Below are 15,338 nucleotides of genomic sequence, written 5' to 3'. Positions count from 1 at the left end.
TTTACCGGGTAAATCCCGCGTCGGCCGCCGGCACCTGCCGCAAGCTCAGGCGGTGAAAGCGCAGCGTCATCAGTAGCGCAACGCTGGCAAGACCTGCCGCAAGTCCCCACCAGAGGCCGCGGGCTCCCAGCCCGAAATGGAACGCGAGTGTATAGCCGGTCGGAAAACCGATGCCCCAGTAGCCCAGTGCGGCCACCATCATCGGTACGCGCGTGTCCTTCAGACCGCGCAGGCAGCCCGACCCGACCGTCTGCATTCCGTCGACGATCTGGAAGATTGCCGCGACACCGAGCAGGGAAGTCGCGAGCTTGACGGTCGCTGCGTTCGCCGGATTATCCAGATGCAGATAGAGACCCACGATCGCATGCGGCGCCAGAACGAGCACCAGCCCCGACATCGTCATGAAGCCAACGCCCAGCGCGAGCGCCACGAAACCGGCGTGTCGCGCGGCGAGGGGTTGCCCGGCCCCGACCCAGAATCCGACCCGCACGTTCGCCGCCTGGCCGATGGCGAGCGGCACCATAAACGCAACCGAAGCCACGTTCAGCGCGATCTGATGCGCGGCGAGTTGCGCTTCGCCAAGCAGTCCGACCATCAGGCCGGTCGCGAGAAAGAGCGTCGACTCGACGCCGTAAGTGATCGCCACCGGCCAGCCGATACCGAACAGTTCACCCATCAGCGGCACATTGGGCCGTGTCGCGGTCACGAAATGCCTGAAGCGCGGCCGCAGATGCAGGAGCGCCATCAGCACGATCGCCGTCATCCAGACGGTGATCGTCGTCGCCGCCGCCGAGCCGAGGAAGCCGAGCCGCGGCAGGCCGTAAGCGCCATGGATCAGGCCGTAGTTCAGGAACGCATTGACGCCGATGCCGGCAATCGACACCCACAGCAGGCGCTTGGCGGCCCCGATAGCGGGCAGGAACGAGCGCATCAGGCCGATGCCGATCAGGCTGCCCGGCGCGCCCCAGCGCAGCACCGCGGTGTATTCGCCGACGTTATGGGCAAGCACGGTCGGCTCGCCGAATGCGTTCAGGAGCGGCGTGGCGAAGGACAGTAACGCGAAGCCCGGCACCGACAGCAGGATCGAAAGCACGAGGCCGGTCCAGTAGATATGGGGCACACGGTCTTCGGCCTGTGCACCGCGGGCGTGCGCAACGCTCACGCTGACGGATGTCAGCACGCCCTGCAGCAGCGTCACGACGACGAAAAACAGGTTCGCGCCGAGGCCGCCGGCGGCCAGTGCGTCCGGGCCGAGTGAGCCGAGCAGGATGGTGTCGGTGACGCCCATCGCCATCTGCGACAGCTGGGCGATGGCGAGCGGTGCGGCGAGGCGGGCGGTATCGGCGGCGTGGCGGGTGAGCGTGGGAGGCCGGGCGGCGACGCGGGAAAAACCAGACTGGGTCATGAACGAGGGGCGCGGAATGTCGTCGGCATCGCTTTCTGCCAAAACAGAGAGCTTATTGCTTGCGCGTGCCTGTGTCGATCATCAGGCACATTTTTGGTGCGCTTGCTTTCGGGATCCCTGCGTCGTTACGCTTCGTGGACCGCGATTCGCGTGTCGCCAAGCAGCACGACCTGACCCGCGCGGATCTTGCAGGTTTTGCGCAACTCGACCTGGCCGTCGACCGTCACCGCGCCCGAGGCAACGATCAGCTTCGCTGAGCCGCCGCTGTCGGCGAGTCCGGTGATCTTCAGAAGATTGTGCAGTTCGACGTAGTCGCCGGTCAGCGTGAAATCGAGGTTAGGCATGGTGCGCGCCGGCAAGAGGCATCGTGGGAAGGGTTCGCATCATAAGCCAGAAGAGTCGTACGCGCAGCCCGCGTGCCTGCTTCGTTGCGCATCGGCCGAAAAAAGGGCGCTTGTCGCGGTGGGTTGTATGGATATACAGTATGCATCGCCGCCCATTTTGCCTCCTTCGATCATCGTGCCCCCTGTCGCCGATTCCCCGTCCTTCGATGCCGCCGTCGACGTTCACGCCTACCTGGCAAAGCTCAACGACGCGCAGCGCGAGGCCGTCGAATATGGCGCGGACGATGCGGCACGTATCGCTGGTGCACTGCTCGTCATCGCCGGAGCCGGTTCGGGCAAGACGAATACCCTCGCACATCGCGTGGCGCATCTCGTGCTGAAAGGCGCCGACCCGCGCCGCATCCTGCTTCTGACTTTTTCTCGCCGTGCCGCGCAGGAAATGACCCGGCGCGTCACGCGCATCGCGGGTGCGGCGCTCGGCGCGCGCGCGGCAATCGCGCAGGCGCTGACGTGGTCGGGCACGTTTCACAGCGTCGGCGCGCGTCTGTTGCGCGAATACGCGGATCTGATCGGGCTGTCGCCCGCCTTCACGATCAACGACCGCGAAGACTCCGCCGACCTGATGAACCTCGTCCGCCACGAACTGGGGCTGTCGGCGAAAGAACGTCGGTTTCCATCGAAGAACACCTGCTTCTCGATCTATTCGCGCGTGGTCAACACCGGCCGGTCGCTCACGGATGTGCTGGAGAGTGCGTTTCCGTGGTGCCGCGAATGGGAAGCCGACCTGCGCGCGCTGTTCGCCGCGTACGTCGTGGCCAAGCAGACGCAAAGCGTGCTCGACTATGACGATCTGCTGCTCTACTGGTCGCATATGGCAGCGGAGCCGTCGATTGCCGCGGACCTGTCGGGGCGCTTCGATCACGTGCTCGTCGACGAGTACCAGGACACCAACCGCCTGCAGGCGTCGATCCTGCTCGCGCTGAAGCCCGATGGGCGCGGCCTGACGGTGGTCGGAGACGACGCCCAGTCAATCTATTCGTTTCGTGGCGCGACGGTGCGCAACATCCTCGATTTCCCGGCGCATTTCGATCCGCCCGCGAAGCAGATCACGCTCGAACGCAATTACCGTTCGACACAGCCGATTCTCGCCGCGTCGAACGCGGTCATCGATCTCGCAGCCGAGCGCTTCACCAAGAATCTGTGGACCGATCGCGCGTCAGCGCAGCGCCCGCGCCTCGTGACGGTCGCCGATGAGGCCGATCAGGCGCGCTACGTCGTAGAAAAGGTGCTCGAAGCGCGTGAAGAAGGCATGAAGCTGAAAGCGCAGGCGGTGCTGTTCCGCGCTGCGCATCACAGTGCCGCGCTCGAGATCGAACTGACCCGCCGCAATATCCCGTTCGTCAAGTTCGGCGGGCTCAAGTTTCTCGATTCAGTCCATGTGAAGGACGTGCTCGCCGTGTTGCGCTGGGCGGAGAATCCGCGTGACCGCGTCGCGGGTTTTCGCGTCGTGCAGCTTCTGCCCGGCATCGGTCCGGCAACGGCGGCGCGCGTGCTCGATCAGGTCGCCGGGCAAGTCAGCGCAGGCGCCAGTGCATGCGCGGAACACGCGCCCACGGCGCTGGCGTCGTTCGCGCCCCCAGCGCGTGCGGCGCTCGACTGGCAACCGTTCGTTGCGCTGATGTCCCGCCTGTGCGGCCGCCAGTCGGCGTGGCCAGCTGAATTCGAACTGATCCGCCGCTGGTATGAGCCGCACCTGGAGCGCAATCACGAGGACGCCGCGATCCGCCACGGCGATGTGCTGCAGATGGAGAGCATGGCGGGCACGTATGCGTCGCGCGAGCGGTTTCTGACCGAACTGACGCTCGACCCGCCCGACGCCACCAGCGATGAATCCGGCGTGCCGCTAATCGATGAAGACTATCTGATCCTGTCGACCATCCATTCGGCGAAGGGGCAGGAGTGGCGCAATGTGTTTGTGTTGAACGGTGTCGACGGCTGCATTCCGTCCGACCTCGGCACCGGTAGCGATGAAGAACTGGATGAGGAGCGCCGCCTGTTGTACGTCGCGATGACGCGGGCGAAGGAAGATCTGCATATCGTCGTGCCGCAGCGTTTCTATGTCCATAACCAGACGCAACTGGGCGACCGTCACGTGTGGGCGTCGCGCACGCGCTTCATTCCGGCGCATCTGATGCCACTTTTCGACGCGCACGCATGGCCGCCCGTACCGTTGGCCGCCGCGCCAACAGCGGCAGGACTTGCCGCGGCCGCGCAGGCGAGAATCGAGATTGCGGCGAAGCTGAGGAAGATGTGGGATTGACCGCTTGCCGCACGGGCGCCGCCGCCGCGGTCGCCCGTTCATGTTTGCTTTTGCCGCGTTTTTGTCGCGTTTTTGGGTGCTAGCGCGACTGCCGTTGCTGTGGTCGCGGCGGCGGCGTAAAGAAATTGCGTAGCCACGTGGCGAGCCGCGTAAACACGTCATGGGGTTCTTCGACGAAGATCTCCGGCTTCAGAAGGCGCAGATACTCCATGACCTGCTGCGCTTCCTGTTTCTGGAACGAGCCGTGCGAGAGGCCGAGCCGCAACAGACCGCGCAGTTCGCCGAGCTTTTCACGTGCAGTGCTGCCGACGCTCGTCTCGCAGCCGACCTTTGCCTCATACACGCGCTGGCGGAGTGATTCCGCAAGCCGCCACGCCGGCGTCTGCATCTGCTCCTCCAGCGCCTGGATGTCCTGCGCCGCTGACTTGATCTGCGCCGCAAGCGGGTCGATCAGCGACGCTTCACCTTGCGCCTCGTTGACGATCGCCGTCGCCCAGTCGCGGCATTGCTTCGCAAGCTCCTCAGGCGTCCATTCGGAGCGGGCCGCGAAACCGAAGCCAAATTCGCTGGCCTGCCGCATCAGGATCGCGACGACGTCAGGGAATTCCTTGTCGAGCGTGCGCTTCGCCCATGCGTACTGGCCGCCTTGCAACATACGCTGCACGGCGTGTTCCGTTAGCGGGACCATGTTGTCCAGCAGCTTGGCGCGCAGAAAATCCTCGAACGACGGCGTCGCAAATTGCGGATCGAGCTTCAGCGAGACGCGCAGGAAAGCATCGAAATCCTTACGCAGCGACGCGACGGTTTCGTCCTTCAGTGCAAGGGTGATCTGGCCCATATCTTCTTCCCGATTGGTCGTACCGCGCTGCGTCCTCCGGGCGTTGCCGGCTGCGACCTGCCCCGTAAGAGGCGACGCCGGACGCATCGCGCGTTGGTCCCTGCTTCCCGGCACGACCGGCGGAAATGCCGGTCCGACAAGCGGACTTCGACTGTTTATCGGCGGGGGAGGGAGAAACTTGAGCCGCGTGTAAGGTTCTGCGCGCGGATGTAATGTGCTGCGGGCTCAGAGGGGCCAGTCGACAAAAAAGGCCCGCAGCAGGCGAGACGGGCAGGGAGTGCGCCAGCCGCCGCCATGGCTCAGGCGGGCGGCGGGATCTGCCGACGTGCGCCCGTTACTTGAGCACGACGCCTTGCCACAGGAAGAACGTGGCGAGGCCGACCGCGATGGTCAGAAGGGGCCGCCGCGTCAACGCACTGACGACAACGGCGGCCAGCGCGCCGACCAGCTGCGGGTTGCGCCAGGTCAGTTCTGCGCCGTTGCCATGTGGCGACACGGCCATCGGCACGATGATCGCGGTCAACACCGTAACCGGGACGAAGCCGAGCGCCGTGCGCACGAGCGGCGGAAATACCAGCCGCTCGCCGACGATGAAGACAGTCGTGCGGATCAGCAAGGTGATTGCGGCCATGCCGAGAATGATCAGGACGTAGTTCATCGCGTCGCCTCCACGGCATGCTGGCGCGGCGCACGCGGACGGGACAGCGCAACGCCGACCGCGACAGCGACGAGCACCGCGCCGAGCAGTCCGAGCTTGTATGGCCAGCCCTGCCAGAAGAACGCGAGCGCGCCCGCCGTTGCCGCCGCCGCGATATAACGAAACGCGACGAGCTGGGGCACGACAATGGCGATGAAGGTTGCGACCATCGCGAAATCGAGGCCGAGCGACTGCAAGCCGGGAAAGGCCGCGCCGAACAGCAGTCCGGCGAGCGTCCACATCTGCCAGTTCACGTACATCGACACACCTGAGCCGAGAAAATGGTACGGCCCGATCGAGCCGGGAGGTCTCCGGCGGTAGTGCGCCCACGCGACGGCGAAAACCTCATCCGTCAGCATGCTGCCGAGCACGAGACGCCAGCGCAGCGGCAGATGCGCGACATAGGGTGCAAGCGTCGCGCTATAGAGCACGTGACGCAGGTTGACGACGAAGGTGGTCGCCCACAGCACAACGAAGCTCGCGTTCCCCGCGAGGAGTCCGACAGCGATGAATTGCGCCGAGCCGGCAAATACGGCAAGCGACATCAACTGGCCGTGCCAGAGATGAAGCGGCCCGGAGGTGACGAGCGTGCCGAAGATCACGCCGAAGGGCGCGGCGCCGATCATCATCGGGATGGTGTCGCGGGCTCCCGCGACGAATTCATGGTAATGGCTGGGCTGGGTCAATCTCTCTTCTCCTTTGAACAAGGAGCGTAGCCATCTGCCGCCATCAGGGCTTGTACGTTCTTGCGGTTCCCTTTTGTTCAGTGTGGGCGGGGCTCAGGCCCGGTTCGAGTCAACCTTGATGCAGCCCCCACAAGTCAACCCCGGCCAGCCCCGGCTCAGCCTCAGGCCGATGCCGCTTGCCAGCGCCCTGGCGGCACGCCGAACATACGGCGGAAATGCCGCGTGAAATGGCTCTGATCGGTGAAGCCGCTGGCCGCTGCGACCTCCGTGACCGATGCGCCGGCCCGCAAAGGCCCGAGCGCGCGCTGCAAACGGATCTGGTTGCGCCATGCGTGTGGCGGCAGGCCGGTCGCCTGGGTGAAAAGGCGTGCGGCATGGAACGGCGACAAGCCGACCGTGCTGGCCAGGTCGGCAAGCTGGAGGGGCGCAGCGAGGTCGCTGGTCAGTTGCGCCTGCATTGTCGCCACGCGGGGATCGTGCGCGGCGACCCGCGGCGTTTCGGGCCGCGTGCGGCCGTAGCGGACAAGCAGCGTCGACAGCGCATCGAGCATGGCGGTTTCGGCGGCAAGCGGGTCGTCGCCGGCTTCGAGCAGGCGGTGCGCCTGCCGCAGCCGTTGCGCGAGATCCGGGTCGCGGATGACCTCAGGATCGAACCAGGGCAACGGTTGTGGCCTGCCGGCGAGATCGTTTGCCAGCTCGTGAATGAAATCGACCGGCGCATACATCACGCGATACCGCCAGCCCGCATCGACTGCGCGCGAGCCGGTGTGCAACTCGCCCGGATTGATGATCGGCACGCTGCCTGCCTCGGCGACATAGTGGGCGCCGCGATACCGGTAGGTTTCCGCACCCGCTTCGATGACGGGAATCGCGTACGCGTCGTGCCAGTGCGGCGTGAACTCGTGATCGTGGTATTCGGCAGTGAGCATGTCCGCGCCGGGCAAGAGCGGCGTGCGCCAGTAGCGGGCGGAATCGCGGAAACGGGTGGACGTCATGATGAAAATCCTGCTGGATCCAGCAGTCTAACGCGGTCGGGGGACCGATGGGCGGTCCATGTTATTTCAGGGGAATGGTTGTGCCGGCCGGCATTGGCACAGCGCTCACGCTGTTTTTTGCGCTGCCGGTCGCGACCCGGTCGCTGTAGGTCAGATACACAAGCGTATTGCGCTTCGAATCGGCAACGCGCACGACGTGCAGCGTCTTGAAAATGAGCGACATGCGTTCTGAGAACACGTCTGACTGCTGTTTCACCGGTCCGTTGAAGTGGATTGCCCCGATTTGCCGGCAGGCGATCGCCGCCTCCGTCGGATCCTCTGCAATACCGAGCGTGCCCTTGATGCCGCCCGTGCGCGCCCGCGAGACATAGCAGGTGATACCGGCCACGTCCGGATCGTCGTAGGCCTCGACGACCACGCGGTCCGAGCCGGTCAGATGGAAATTGGTGTTGACACTGCCGATTTCCTCGCTGTGTGCCAGCGGCGCGAGCAACAACATCGGAGCGGCCACAGTGGCCAGAGCGGCCATCAGCGACGCGCTGAACAGATTGCGTTTCATCGTCGTTCCACGGAAAAAGCGTCATCCTATACCGTCAGCGAGTCGCGTAGCGCGGTTTGACAGTCGTAACCGTCCCTTTTATATTTCATGGTCTGACCAACTTTACCAATGAGGACAGGTGCAGGGATTCGCGCGTAGCAGGTTAGTGCGATGTTGCTTCACCCGCTCATTCACCATTCCAATGAAAGTTGCGCTTTTCGTTCCCTGCTTTATCGACGCCTTCTATCCCGAAGTCGGCATCGCAACGCTCGAACTGCTCGAACGTTTCGGTATCGACGTCGACTATCCACAGGAGCAGACCTGCTGCGGCCAGCCAATGGCCAACAGCGGTGCCCACGTCGAGGCGGCCGGTGCGGAAGGCGTGTTTGCGCGAAACTTCGCGGGCTACGACTACATCGTGGGACCATCGGCGAGCTGCATCAATCACGTGCGCGACCATCTGACGGCGATCGAGCAGACCGCCGCAGTGACCAAAGTGCGCGCGAGCGCCTTCGAACTGGTCGAATTCCTTCACGACGTGGTGGGCGCGCGCGAGTTTCCGTGGGCCGAGTTTCCGCATCGGGTCGGCTTGCACAACAGTTGCAGCGCCTTGCGGCATCTGGGCGAAGCTTCGGTCTCGGAGATTGCCGGGACGCCGTTCTCGAAGCCGCGCACGTTGCTGGAGGGTGTAAAGGGCATCGAATTCGTCAGTCCCACGCGACCGGACGAGTGCTGCGGCTTCGGCGGTACGTTCTCGGTGACTGAAGAGCCGGTCTCGGTGCGCATGGGGCAGGACAAGGTGCGCGATCATCTGGACGCGGGTGCGCAATACATCGTGTCGGCCGACATGTCGTGTCTGATGCATCAGCAAGGCTGCGCCGAACGGATGAAAGCCGATGCGCGCTTCATCCATATCGCCCAGGTGCTGAACGGAGCGCGCGAATGAAGCGGATCGATCACGCGAAAGCAGCCGGCGCTTTCATCGCCAAAACGGAGCACGTCGCGTTTCACGACCGGCGTTTGTGGGACCTTCGCCAGAAGCGTGATCAGCAGGCGCACGGCATTCCCGAGTGGGAAACGATGCGCGAACTGGCTTCCGGCATCAAGGAGCACACGCTGTCGCATCTCGCCGACTATCTCGAACAGTTCGCGGGCGCGGCGGAAGCGAACGGCGTGGTCGTCCATTGGGCGGCGTCGGCGCAAGAGCATAACGAAATCGTCTACCGGATCATGTCTGAACGCGGCATGACGACGCTCGTGAAAAGCAAATCGATGCTCACCGACGAATGCGCGATGCGCGACTATCTCGAGCCGCGCGGTATCACGGTGATGGAGACGGATCTCGGCGAGCGCATCCAGCAGCTTGATCATCAGGATCCGAGTCACATGGTGGTGCCGGCGGTGCACAAGCTGCGCGACGACGTGGCTGAACTGTTCGGGCGCACGATCGGCACCGATCCGACGAACAGCGATATTCACTATCTCGCCGAAAGCCAGCGGATGAACACGCGCCCGTACTTTGTCCGCCAGAAGACGGCCGGGATGACCGGCTGCAATTTCGCGGTCGCGGAGACTGGAACGGTGGTCGTCTGCACGAACGAGGGCAACGCGGATCTTTCGGCGAATGTGCCGCCGTTGCACATTGCGTCGATCGGGATCGAAAAGCTGATCCCGCGGATTTCCGACCTTGGCCTCTTCGTACGGATGCTGTCGCGCAGCGCGCTGGGCTCGCCCATCACGCAGTACACGTCGCACTTTCGCGCGCCGCGTCCGGGCGCCGAGATGCACTTCATTCTCGTCGACCATGGCCGTAGCGAGCGGCTCGCGATGGAAGACTTCTGGTATTCGCTCAAGTGCATCCGTTGCGGTGCGTGCATGAACACCTGCCCGGTGTATCGCCGCAGCGGCGGGTTGTCGTACGGCGGAACGTATTCGGGGCCGATTGGCGCCATCATCAATCCGACCTTCGATCTCCAGCGCTACAGCGCGTTGCCGTTCGCGTCGACGCTCAATGGCAGTTGCACCGACGTGTGTCCGGTGAAGATCAATATCCACGAACAGATCTACAAGTGGCGCGAAGTGATCGCTGTGCGTCACGAGGTGCCCTTCGTCAAGAAAGAGGTGCTGAAAATGGCAGGGAGGCTGCTCGCGAGCCCGGCGCTTTATCGTGCGACGGTCGCGTCGCTGGGTGGCGCGCTGCGCCGGCTGCCGAATTTCGTGCTGTACAACCCGCTTAATATCTGGGGGCGGCAGCGCGAACTGCCGGATGCGCCGAAGATGACTTTCCACGAGTGGTACAGGAAGAATCGCGGAGGTCGTGATGGCAACGCGTGAGGCTTTTCTGGCGAAGGTGCGAGCGGCGCAGCCCGCGGCGCGCACGCTTCCCGACGTGCCGCTGTTCGCCACGCCCGTGGGCGGGCCGCGCGCGCGTTTTGCTGCATCCCTGCAGGCGATGGGTGGAACCTGTGTCGAGGCGGCATCGGCCGCGGACGTGCGTGCACTGCTCGAAGCGAGTTTCGGCGCGGATGCGGTGATCTGCAGCGCGACGCCGGAAGTGCAGGGTACGCGTGCGTTGCAGGCAGAGACGCCGCCCGCGTCGTTGCAGGATGTCGATGTGGGTGTCGTGCGTGGGCGCTTTGGTGTGGCCGAAACCGGCTCGGTGTGGTTCAGCGAGAAGGAGTATGTCGTCAATGCGCTCGGTTATCTCGCCCAGCATCTTGTCGTGCTGCTCGATCCGGCGCGGATGGTCGATGGTTTGCAGGACGTCTATCGCCAGGCGGATTTTCGCGAAGCCCGTTATGCGGTGCTCGTGACCGGGCCGTCGGCGACGGCGGATATCGAAGGGGTGCTGATTCGCGGCGCGCAGGGCGTGCGCTCGCTGACGGTGGTGTGGCTGCCGGACGGTGGGCCGGATCGCTGACAAGGCTGCCGGTCGCCAGGAGCAGATGAGCGGCGCAATAACGAGGTGCAAAAACGAGGTGCAAAAACGAGGTGCAAAAACGAGGTGCAAAAACAAAAGGCCCGCAAAGATGCGGGCCTTCGAATTTTGGCTCCCCGACCTGGGCTCGAACCAGGGACCTACGGATTAACAGTCCGGCGCTCTACCGACTGAGCTATCGGGGAACAGCAGTGCAACAGTATTACTGGGTGTCTCTTACATAAAAAAGCCCGTTATGGCTAACGGGCCTTCGAATTTTGGCTCCCCGACCTGGGCTCGAACCAGGGACCTACGGATTAACAGTCCGGCGCTCTACCGACTGAGCTATCGGGGAACAACAACAGCAGAGAGACGAAATTGTATGGTGTGCTTTAGGGTCTGTCAATACCTATTGGCCATCCTGGCGGCACCGACATCAGACTGGCCGGGACGCAGACCCGCGCCGCTCAACGCGCGAGCAATTCCAGCTTGTCCTTCACGTCCTTGAATTCGTCGGCTTCCGGGAGCGGCGCCTTCGTCTTTGTGATGCTCGGCCAGCCCTTGGCGAGATCGGCGTTTAGCGCGATGAAGTCCTGCTGGTCGCCCGGCACGTCTTCTTCAGCGTAAATGGCGTTCACCGGACATTCGGCGACGCACACTGCACAGTCGATGCACTCATCGGGGTCGATCGCGAGGAAGTTGGGACCTTCGCGAAAGCAGTCCACCGGGCACACATCGACGCAGTCGGTATAGCGGCACTTGATGCAGCTTTCGGTCACAACGTGAGTCATTCAGGCAGCTCCTGCATGCGGTATTGGGGGTGGCGAAACGCCGAAAGGGATATTGTAACGTAACGTCAAGTAGCGCATGCACCAGCGGACCGTCGAGTTTATATCGTTTCGTGATTAGTTTATGGGGCTGGCGGACGCTGGCGGTGGCGCCGTGCCCTGGATTCCATCGTTAGCCGTGTGGCCATGCCGTGCCGTACCGTGCAGGAACGCGCATTCGGGTAACATGCAATCAGGCGGGCATGCCGGGGGCGTGCCAGAGGCGAACGGGCCACATGACTGGCCTTCCCCGATTATTTGCGGTTCGGCTTGCACAACATGATTATTAATTCGCTGCTCGATACTGATCTGTACAAGTTCACGATGATGCAGGTGGTTCTGCATCATTTCCCCGCCGCGAATGTGGAATACCGTTTCCGCTGCAGGACGCCGAACGTGGACCTAGTCCCGTATATCGACGAAATCCGTGACGAAGTGCGCCAGCTCTGCCATTTGCGCTTCAGTGAAGATGAGCTCGATTACCTGCGCCGCATGCGTTTCATCAAAGGCGATTTCATCGAATTTCTGGCGCTCTTCCATCTGAACGAGAAGTACATTTCGATCAAGCCGTCGGACAAGGGCAACGGTGAAATTGACATCGAGATCAAGGGGCCGTGGCTGCATACGATCCTCTTCGAGATCCCGATGCTCGCGATCGTCAACGAGGTGTACTTCCGCAATACGCAGCAAAAGCCGGACTACAGCGAAGGCCGCGAGCGTCTGCGCGACAAGATCAAGCTGCTGGGCGCGCGCCCGGAATTCTCCGACTGCAAGATCGCCGACTACGGCACGCGGCGCCGCTTCTCCAAGCAATGGCACGAAGAGGTGATCCTCACGCTGAAAGATGGCCTCGGCGAGCAGTTTGCCGGCACGAGCAACGTCTTCTATGCGATGAAGCACAGCCTGACCCCGCTCGGCACGATGGCACACGAGTACCTTCAGGCGTGTCAGGCGCTCGGGCCGAGGCTTCGCGACTCGCAGACCTTCGGCTTCGAAATGTGGGCGAAGGAATATCGCGGCGACCTCGGCATTGCGTTGTCGGACGTGTATGGGATGCAGGCATTCCTGCGCGACTTCGATATGTATTTCTGCAAGCTCTTCGACGGCGCGCGTCACGATTCCGGCGACCCGTTCGACTGGGGCGAGCGGCTCCTGCGGCATTACGAGGCGAACCGCTGCGATCCGCGTACGAAGATCCTCGTATTCTCCGATGCGCTCGATATTCCGAAGGTCCTGCAACTGTATGAGCGCTTCCGCGGCCGCTGCAAGCTGGCGTTTGGCGTCGGCACGAACCTGACCAACGATCTCGGCTACAACCCGCTGCAGATCGTGATCAAGATGGTTCGCTGCAATGGTCAGCCGGTCGCGAAACTGTCTGACTCCCCGGGCAAGAACATGTGCGACGACAAGGCCTATCTGGCCTATCTGCGGCAGGTGTTCGGCATCGAGACGCCGGAAGAGGAAGCTTCGAAGTAGGGCGCGCCGGACGTCTGTTGCTGGCCGTGTGGCCAACTGTTTGCGTGTAATGCGGCCGGTATAATCCCGTCGATACTGCAACGGTTTCTGGTCATCGACACGAGGATTGCACATGGACACATCGGTTGCCCGCCGCAACATCCTGGCGCGCATACGCGCAGCCCAGGGCCGCCCGGCCGAGCCCGCCGCATCCGAGCGCGATGCCGCTGCCGACTACCTCGCGCGTCACCCCGAAGGGCCGCGTCCGCCGATGCCGGACGATCTCGTGGCACGCTTTATCGAAGAAGCCCGCAAGATGTCGACGACCGTCGACGAAGTGGACGCGCCAGGCGATGTCCCAGGGGCCGTGTATCGCTACCTGACGGCGCACGGTCTGCCGGTGCAGGCGATCGCGTGGCAGACACTGCGAGATTTTGCGTGGGCCGAAGCGGGGGTGACTGTCGAATTCCGCAAGCCGGAAGATCTCGATCTTGTCGGCATCACGGGCTGCTTCTGCGCGACCGCGGAAACTGGCACGCTGGTGCTGCTGTCCGGGGCGGAAACGTACGCATCGGCCGGTTTGCTGCCGGAAACGCACGTGGCCATCGTGCCGGCGTCGCGCATCGTCGCGGGTCACGAAGAGGCGTTCGGTTTGATGCGCGCCGAGCGGGGCGAACTGCCGCGTGCCGTCAATTTCGTATCGGGACCGTCGCGCACCGGCGATATCGAACAGACCATCGTGCTGGGCGCACACGGGCCCTATCGGGTTCACGCCATTGTCGTGCGCGGTGCCTGAGCGCGGGCCGCGCGCGCGGTGCGTTGCCGCGCTGTTTGCGTCTGCCCGTTCCTCCCATAACAGGATTTGAATATGAAACGACACGCCGCGTGGTGCGCGGGCATGGCGGCCATTACCATGCTGGCGGCGTGCCCGCAACTGGCTGCCGCCGCAACACCCGACGGCGCGACACTTTCCGCGCTCTGGGGCGTGCCGTTCGTCGGCATCCTGCTGTCGATCGCGGTGTTTCCGCTCGTCGCGCCGACCTTCTGGCATCACCATTTCGGCAAGATCGCCGGCGCGTGGGCGCTCGCGTTTCTATTGCCCTTCGCTTTCGCGTTCGGCGTCGATGTTGCATTCGGCACATTCGTGCATGCGCTGCTCGATGAGTACATACCTTTTATCGTGCTGCTGACCGCGCTCTATACCGTGGCGGGCGGCATTTGCGTGCGGGGCAACCTGCACGGCACGCCGCGTCTCAACACAGGCATTCTCGCGCTCGGTACGCTGCTCGCCAGCGTCATGGGTACGACGGGCGCCGCGATGCTACTCATCCGGCCGCTGCTGCGCGCGAACGATAACCGCAAGCATGTCGTGCACGTGGTGGTTTTCTTCATCTTTCTGGTCGCGAACGCGGGCGGGTCGCTGTCGCCGCTGGGCGATCCGCCGTTGTTTCTCGGCTTCCTGAATGGCGTGAGTTTTTTCTGGACCACGACACACCTTGCTCTGCCAATGCTGTTCGTCTGCGTTGTGCTGCTTGTCCTGTTTTACACCCTCGACACGTACTATTTTCATCGTCGCGAGGAGGTGCGTCAGCCGTTTCTCGATCCGACGCCCGATTCGCCTGGGCTGTGGCTCGATGGAAAGATCAACCTCGTGCTGCTCGCCGCCGTGGTTGCGCTCGTGCTGATGAGTGGTATCTGGAAACCGGGCATCGAATTCAACGTGTTCGGTGCGCACGTCGCGCTACAGAACGAGGTGCGTGATGCCGCGCTGGTCGTCGTCACGCTGGTGTCGCTGGCTGCGACGCCGCGCTCCGCGCGCGAGGGCAATGCGTTTAACTGGGCGCCGATGGAAGAAGTCGCGAAACTGTTCGGCGGCATCTTCGTGACGATTGCGCCCGTCATCATCATCCTGCGCGCGGGGGAGGCGGGCGCTTTTTCCGGCATCGTCCATCTGGTCACCGACGCCACTGGTAAGCCGGATGACGCGATGTACTTCTGGGCGACCGGGTTGCTATCGTCGTTTCTCGACAACGCGCCGACCTACCTCGTGTTCTTCAATCTCGCAGGCGGCGACGCGCAGACGCTGATGACGCAAGGCGCGTCGACGCTCGCGGCCGTATCGGCAGGGGCGGTGTTCATGGGCGCGAACAGTTACATCGGCAACGCGCCGAATTTCATGGTGAAGTCGATCGCAGAATCTCGCGGTGTGCGCATGCCAAGCTTTTTCGGCTTCATCGGCTGGGCGCTGGTGATATTGATGCCCGTGTTTCTCGTAAGCACGTGGCTGTTCTTTTGACGCTGTAGTGATGTGACGAC

General features: G+C 63.3%; 15 protein-coding genes and 2 tRNA genes. 7 read left to right on the top strand and 10 right to left on the bottom strand.

All coding sequences use genetic code 11. The annotated features are described in order from the left end of the window. Position 1: 1 nt before the first annotated feature. On the bottom strand, positions 2-1,405 hold the full coding sequence (locus P3T23_RS31460; RefSeq protein WP_429319981.1) for an MATE family efflux transporter: 1,404 nt from the start codon (positions 1,403-1,405) through the stop codon (positions 2-4). Between the two features lie 125 nt (positions 1,406-1,530). Further along, positions 1,531-1,749: an RNA-binding S4 domain-containing protein gene (locus tag P3T23_RS31455; protein WP_429319980.1), complete on the bottom strand. Its 219-nt coding sequence runs from the start codon at positions 1,747-1,749 to the stop codon at positions 1,531-1,533. A 127-nt stretch (positions 1,750-1,876) separates the two neighbouring features. Here P3T23_RS31455 and P3T23_RS31450 point away from each other — a divergent pair, with 127 nt between their 5' ends. Beyond that, entirely contained in the window at positions 1,877-4,069 is a 2,193-nt protein-coding gene (locus P3T23_RS31450) for an ATP-dependent helicase (RefSeq protein WP_429319979.1), read from the top strand. A gap of 79 nt (positions 4,070-4,148) precedes the next feature. Here P3T23_RS31450 and P3T23_RS31445 read toward each other — a convergent pair whose 3' ends face one another. From P3T23_RS31445 to P3T23_RS31425, 5 genes are all read right to left on the bottom strand, one after another. Then, complete coding sequence (locus P3T23_RS31445; protein ID WP_429319978.1) at positions 4,149-4,907, bottom strand: DUF4088 family protein; 759 nt, start codon at positions 4,905-4,907, stop codon at positions 4,149-4,151. Between the two features lie 334 nt (positions 4,908-5,241). Continuing rightward, positions 5,242-5,565 carry an AzlD domain-containing protein gene (locus P3T23_RS31440; protein WP_429319977.1) on the bottom strand — a complete coding sequence of 108 codons (324 nt, stop codon included), beginning with the start codon at positions 5,563-5,565 and terminating at the stop codon, positions 5,242-5,244. Next, a complete protein-coding gene (locus P3T23_RS31435) occupies positions 5,562-6,233 on the bottom strand; it encodes an AzlC family ABC transporter permease (RefSeq protein ID WP_429320016.1) in 672 nt (223 codons plus the stop codon). The genes P3T23_RS31440 and P3T23_RS31435 overlap by 4 nt, the downstream gene beginning before the upstream one ends. A gap of 218 nt (positions 6,234-6,451) precedes the next feature. Next, positions 6,452-7,285 (bottom strand): AraC family transcriptional regulator, encoded by an 834-nt coding sequence (locus P3T23_RS31430; protein WP_429319976.1) that lies wholly within the window; start codon positions 7,283-7,285, stop codon positions 6,452-6,454. Positions 7,286-7,346: 61 nt separating this feature from the next. Then, on the bottom strand, positions 7,347-7,844 hold the full coding sequence (locus P3T23_RS31425) for a CreA family protein (protein WP_429319975.1): 498 nt from the start codon (positions 7,842-7,844) through the stop codon (positions 7,347-7,349). Positions 7,845-8,025: 181 nt separating this feature from the next. Here P3T23_RS31425 and P3T23_RS31420 point away from each other — a divergent pair, with 181 nt between their 5' ends. The 3 genes from P3T23_RS31420 to P3T23_RS31410 are packed head-to-tail and all read left to right on the top strand — an operon-like array spanning position 8,026 to position 10,743. Further along, the gene (locus P3T23_RS31420; protein ID WP_429319974.1) at positions 8,026-8,769 is read left to right on the top strand and encodes a (Fe-S)-binding protein; all 744 of its coding nucleotides are present in this window, start codon (positions 8,026-8,028) and stop codon (positions 8,767-8,769) included. Next, a complete protein-coding gene (locus tag P3T23_RS31415; protein ID WP_429319973.1) occupies positions 8,766-10,157 on the top strand; it encodes a lactate utilization protein B in 1,392 nt (463 codons plus the stop codon). Before P3T23_RS31420 ends, P3T23_RS31415 begins: the two co-directional genes overlap by 4 nt. Then, the gene (locus tag P3T23_RS31410; RefSeq protein ID WP_429319972.1) at positions 10,144-10,743 is read left to right on the top strand and encodes a LutC/YkgG family protein; all 600 of its coding nucleotides are present in this window, start codon (positions 10,144-10,146) and stop codon (positions 10,741-10,743) included. Before P3T23_RS31415 ends, P3T23_RS31410 begins: the two co-directional genes overlap by 14 nt. A 127-nt stretch (positions 10,744-10,870) precedes the next feature. On the opposite strand, the gene P3T23_RS31405 is transcribed toward P3T23_RS31410, so the two are convergent. From P3T23_RS31405 to fdxA, 3 genes are all read right to left on the bottom strand, one after another. Continuing rightward, positions 10,871-10,946 (bottom strand) — tRNA-Asn (locus tag P3T23_RS31405). A gap of 73 nt (positions 10,947-11,019) precedes the next feature. Then, a tRNA-Asn gene (locus P3T23_RS31400) sits at positions 11,020-11,095 on the bottom strand. A 112-nt stretch (positions 11,096-11,207) separates the two neighbouring features. Continuing rightward, complete coding sequence (gene fdxA, locus P3T23_RS31395) at positions 11,208-11,531, bottom strand: ferredoxin FdxA (protein WP_133662253.1); 324 nt, start codon at positions 11,529-11,531, stop codon at positions 11,208-11,210. A gap of 315 nt (positions 11,532-11,846) precedes the next feature. Here fdxA and pncB point away from each other — a divergent pair, with 315 nt between their 5' ends. The 3 genes from pncB (at position 11,847) to P3T23_RS31380 (ending at position 15,318) form a co-directional block, all read left to right on the top strand. Then, positions 11,847-13,043, top strand: coding sequence for a nicotinate phosphoribosyltransferase (pncB, locus tag P3T23_RS31390; protein WP_429319971.1), 1,197 nt, complete (start codon positions 11,847-11,849; stop codon positions 13,041-13,043). A 112-nt stretch (positions 13,044-13,155) separates the two neighbouring features. Then, positions 13,156-13,818, top strand: coding sequence for a LutC/YkgG family protein (locus P3T23_RS31385; protein WP_429319970.1), 663 nt, complete (start codon positions 13,156-13,158; stop codon positions 13,816-13,818). Between the two features lie 72 nt (positions 13,819-13,890). Further along, complete coding sequence (locus P3T23_RS31380; RefSeq protein ID WP_429319969.1) at positions 13,891-15,318, top strand: sodium:proton antiporter; 1,428 nt, start codon at positions 13,891-13,893, stop codon at positions 15,316-15,318. Positions 15,319-15,338: the final 20 nt, after the last annotated feature.

Origin of the sequence: Paraburkholderia sp. GAS448 (assembly GCF_050435685.1) — a bacterium.
In the GTDB taxonomy this organism is placed as follows: Bacteria; Pseudomonadota; Gammaproteobacteria; order Burkholderiales; family Burkholderiaceae; genus Paraburkholderia.
Note: the sequence above shows the minus strand (reverse complement) of the source record. Positions and strands in the feature narration are given on the sequence as shown.